Raw genomic sequence first — 4,622 nt, forward strand, 5'->3', positions numbered from 1 at the left:
CCTTGAGCAATTTGAGAAATTCAAGATGGCGTCCAAGATGGCTGCCGAAATTCTTGAAATTGACTACCACTTTGAAATTGTTGATTGTGTGTGTAATAAATGATGTATATTGTGCCTCATTAGTAAAACAATAATGAAAATATTAATGTATCATGTAAATAGAATACTTCTATCATGATATGGCGTAAAATGGCGGTCAAATTAAAAACAAATACTGACAAATAGGGTCCGGACAGCGAAGTCCACACATGATTAATGGTACATGATCTAGACTTTGTTCATATGATCATTGCTTGTATTTAACATGTCGAAGGCACCGCAACAGCTCACCCACAAAAAGGCGTGGATTAGCTCGGCTAAGAGAGACAGTGCAGTTACAGCTGACCTCACTACGGAAGGTTGAGAACACGAGAAGAAAAGCAAGAGAAAGGACAAAGAAGAGAGCAGCATTCACAGCCAATCCATACTCGAGAAAGAAAGGTCAGGGAAGTTGGAAACCCCACTTGAAGAGGTTGAGAGATACCTTCATTTTACCCACTCTGATCCCAATTGAGAGGACGCACTAGGGGACTGTGACCGAATAGAACCAGCAAAGGCACCACAAAAGAGGCTGGATGTTTCTGAACCAACGCTGGGAGAGGTGAAGGAGGTCATCAAGAAAGCGAGAACTGCTTCAGCCCCCATATCCATCGCCATCCCGTACAAGATGTACCCACTACTTCTCAAGCGGTTACCTTCCATGTGGGTACCGGGGGTTTGGAGAATTGGCCCACTGCTCACCCTAGCAGGTCGTAAAAGTCGACCATAAGGGCACAGCACAGAAAAATACTTGCATACACAGTCCTGTATGACTGAAAGATTGCTAAAAAAGAACGTTAAACCCATTCACTCAAACAATCTCCAGTAGTTGTGGAAGCACCGCAAAGTAGGCTGTAGGAAGGGGGATGTTCCAGATGCTTGGAAGGAGGCTAAATGGATATTTACACCAAAGGACCAAAATTCCAAGACGATCCACCAGTTCAGAACGATATCGTTGCTCAACGTCGAGGGGAAAATATTTTTAGCCATGGCCGAATGGCTGACATCTTTTCTGACAGCAAATGCGTATATCAACACTTCGGTCCAGAAGGGAGGAGTCCCAGATTTCTCAGGGTGCGTAGAACACACCAGTACTCACTAGACCTCACTGTAGTCTGACTTCACCTAGTCAACGCATATGGATCAATTCGACACCAGTTGAACTACACAGCCGACACTACCATGTGGATGGTCACATACAGAAAATCAGCAGCAGCTACCTGGATGGAATCCAGCTCCGGTTTACTGTAGGTGACCAACTAACCAGATGGCAGAAGTTGGAGAAAGGAATTGTTACAGGATTTACAGTTTCCGTGGTACTTTTCATTATGGGGATGAACCTGCTGATCAACGCTGCCCAACGAGAGACGCGGGGACCAAAGACGGAATCAGGAATCTATCTCCCATCTAGTAGAGGCTTCATGGATGACCTCACCTTGACGTCAACAACTCACATCCGATCCAGGTGGATGCTGACAGCCCTGACAGATGTAGCTTTATGGGAAAGAATGGAGTTCAAGACAGCCAATTCCAGATCTGATCATCAGGAAGGGGCAGACGACAGATAGGTTCAAGCTCTACGTACAGAACGAAGAGATCCCATCCATAGTGTCAAGTCCAATCAAGTGCCTGGGCAAGTGGTTCGATGCTAGTCTACAAGATCGGGACAATGTCAGGAAGCTCGAGCAGCAGGTACAAGATGGTCTCAAGAAGATCGACAGCTGTGGACTACCTGGCAAGTTCAAAGCCTGGCTTTACCAGCATGCACTGCTCCCAAGACTGATCTTGCCAATGATGTTGTATGAGGTATCCGGTACGGCAGTAGAAGCCCTGGAGAGAAGCGCCAGCCGACACCTCAGGAAGTAGCTCGGAATTCCACCTAGTTTCACAAGGATTGGACTCTACGCGAAGAGAAACAAGCTGCACTGGTTGAGGAGCTTGAGACCGCCAAGACAAGACTTGTGCTGTCTCCGAGGGACTCTCTAGACGAACTTATCCGTGAGGCAAAGTTCGAAACCCGTACCAGCAGGAAATGGTTAGCAACAGCATCTGTAAGCCAGGAAGAGATCAACCTCAATCACAAAGACATTGTCGGAGTGACTGCTATTGGACGTGAGGGGATCGGTACAACAAAAGTACAACTGTGGAGCCGATCAGACCAGAAGGAGAGGCGAGCGATAATCCAGTCAGAGGTCAGGAGGTTAGAAGAAGGAAATGGGAGTACAGGGAGCATGGACTACGTGGAATACAACAGACAGGGAGCTGACCTGGGGAAATATCTGGAAGTATGAGTCACTGAGATTTTCCTTCTTAGGTCTATCTATGACCTGCTACCATATCCAGCGAATCTGTGCCGATTGGGACTTACAGCTGACCCCAAATACAGTCTCTGTGAGAAACCAGGCACATTAGAGCATGCCCTGCCATCCTGTTCTACAGCACTGACACAGGGTTGATACCGCTGGATACATGACTCAGTCCTCGGAGAGCTGGCTGACTGGCTGAAGAAAGAGCAGAAGAAGGATCATGGCAACCACCCCCACCGCAGGCACATTGCTTTTGTCAAGTCGGGTGAGACCAGCAAGACAGAAATCACAGCGTTCATCAACTGGCTGGAACATGGAGGTTAACCTTGGGAATATACTGGTTTTCCCTGACGTGGTACAGACGACTTTACGAACAGACATCGTACTATGGTCCAAGACAGGGAAGAAGCTCATTGTCATCGAGCGGACAATGTAATGGGACACTAGGTGTGATGAGGCCTATGGGAGGAAGAAAGCAAAGTACACAGAGCTCCTGGATCTCTGTAAGCAACGAGGCTGGCGTACTTGGCTGTTCCCTGTAGAAGTCGGCGTGAGAGGTTTCTGTGTCCAGTCCGTGTGCAGACCGATGGCAACAGTAGGAGCTACTGGCAGATTGAGGTTGGCGGCTATCCAGAGACTGAGCCAAGCAGCAGAACGGGCATCAAGTTGGCTGTGGCTGAGACGAGAGGGGAAGGACTGAGAGCAATCAACCAACGCGCACTGACTGATCACCACTGTGGGCGCACCCGCCACCAGAGTGTTCATGCAATAGAGGGCCGAAACATTCATGCTGAGGATGTTGGTTGAGAAGCAGTCTACTACCTACTTCAGGTACTAAATTGTACTATTTACATTTCACACCTGGAAGACCAAAAACTTCTAGGAAAGACTGGATGACAACCGAGAACAGAACGGTGACACTGGAGGGACAGAACCAGGAACAGACTGGACCGGGCAGAAGAGGTAGCATCCCAAATTGCAGTTTTCGAGAGAGTACACCCCAAAACAAGCTACAGACTCCATAAATGAAAGACAAGGGGGAGGATGATAGACGCACTTGGACGGATTTCATGAAATCGACACGGCCTGCCTAATCGAACTACGGTCACCTGTAATTGCGGAAAGATGGGCAAGAACCAACAAGGTTTGCGCATCCACCAAGGAAAGTCTGGTTGCCAGCGTGTGATGCCACGTGGACAGCGCATAGCCAATCTGGCTAGTGAGACGCAGGAGTACATCAGTTAGTATTTAACCCACAGTACTGAGGATCTCTCTGTCTAGAAGGCAACACAGGATGGCTTCCAGGATCTAGAGGTGGGTGATGACCCCCTTTTACAGCTACAATAGGCTCAGAGGAGCCTAGATTAAAGGGGCATAATCTAGGTTAAGTACATCGGGGAGTTATCTCCCCCTGTTTTTCAATCTCTTACAAACTTGAGTATAGATCTATAATATTTAACACGAAATTTGCATAGATAAGCAAAACATAGGCTTTTACACTTCGTTACAAAATATCGTTAATTTAGCATTCAGGGGCAGGTAATAAAAGTAAAAAATCTCAAAATGCCCAAGGGTAGAAAAAGTCTACCCGGCAAAACCTTTTTATGGAATGTCTGAAGTACCCAGAAGTGCAGAAGTGCAAGAAAAAAACTTAATGTCCTTAAGCAAGGTTCAACTGTTCCTCAGCAGGACTAAAAGGGCATGCAGGCAACTGAGAGGCCGTGTGCTCTCGATGTACTGAATTCGGACATAATAGCTCTACCTCTGCCAAACCAATGAAATGCGCAAACTGTAAAGAACCTCATTTCGCATATTCCAAACATTTTACTTTTGAAAGAAGGAGAAAGAAATCCAGTGATACTGATAAGACACCAGCAAACAAACCTTTTATTGCCCCCTACACCTACTGTTACTAGTAACAAATTATTAATACTCTTACCCCTTAGTACATTGCTGAAAGCCACCCCTGCCCCTGTCAAAACTACCCTGAGCCGTCTGTTACCACTTGAGTTGTACTTGAGTTTAGATCATTGTATTTGTGTTTGATAATTGTACTATACTTTAACAGGATTCCAATGCTCATGAAGGATCTATGTTACATTTGATAAGAAAGATAAGTGTGTGGTCTGCCACCATGTATGCAAATTATTATTATAAATCAACCCTATTTCTATAGAAAAGTTAAATGAATGAATCAAATACAATGGTCGTCTTAGTTTCATGAATCATTATGGAGAA

The 4,622-nt window shown here is 46.0% G+C and carries 2 protein-coding genes; one reads left to right on the forward strand and one right to left on the reverse strand.

The window, feature by feature from the left end:
* The first annotated feature begins 1,686 nt into the window (after window positions 1–1,686).
* A complete protein-coding gene (locus BOW51_RS07750) occupies window positions 1,687–1,944 on the forward strand; it encodes a hypothetical protein (protein WP_078477183.1) in 258 nt (85 codons plus the stop codon).
* Between the two features lie 608 nt (window positions 1,945–2,552).
* Here the strand turns inward: BOW51_RS07750 and BOW51_RS11170 are convergent.
* A complete protein-coding gene (locus BOW51_RS11170; protein ID WP_167367277.1) occupies window positions 2,553–2,699 on the reverse strand; it encodes a hypothetical protein in 147 nt (48 codons plus the stop codon).
* Between the last annotated feature and the right edge of the window lie 1,923 nt (window positions 2,700–4,622).

The organism is Solemya elarraichensis gill symbiont, from assembly GCF_002021095.1.
Classification (GTDB): Bacteria; Pseudomonadota; Gammaproteobacteria; order Chromatiales; family Chromatiaceae.

What these genes read in the sequence shown, in the direction of transcription:
- BOW51_RS11170 (WP_167367277.1), bottom strand. Translation starts at nt 2,699, where the DNA reads ATGTTCCAGCCAGTTGATGAACGCTGTGATTTCTGTCTTGCTGGTCTC.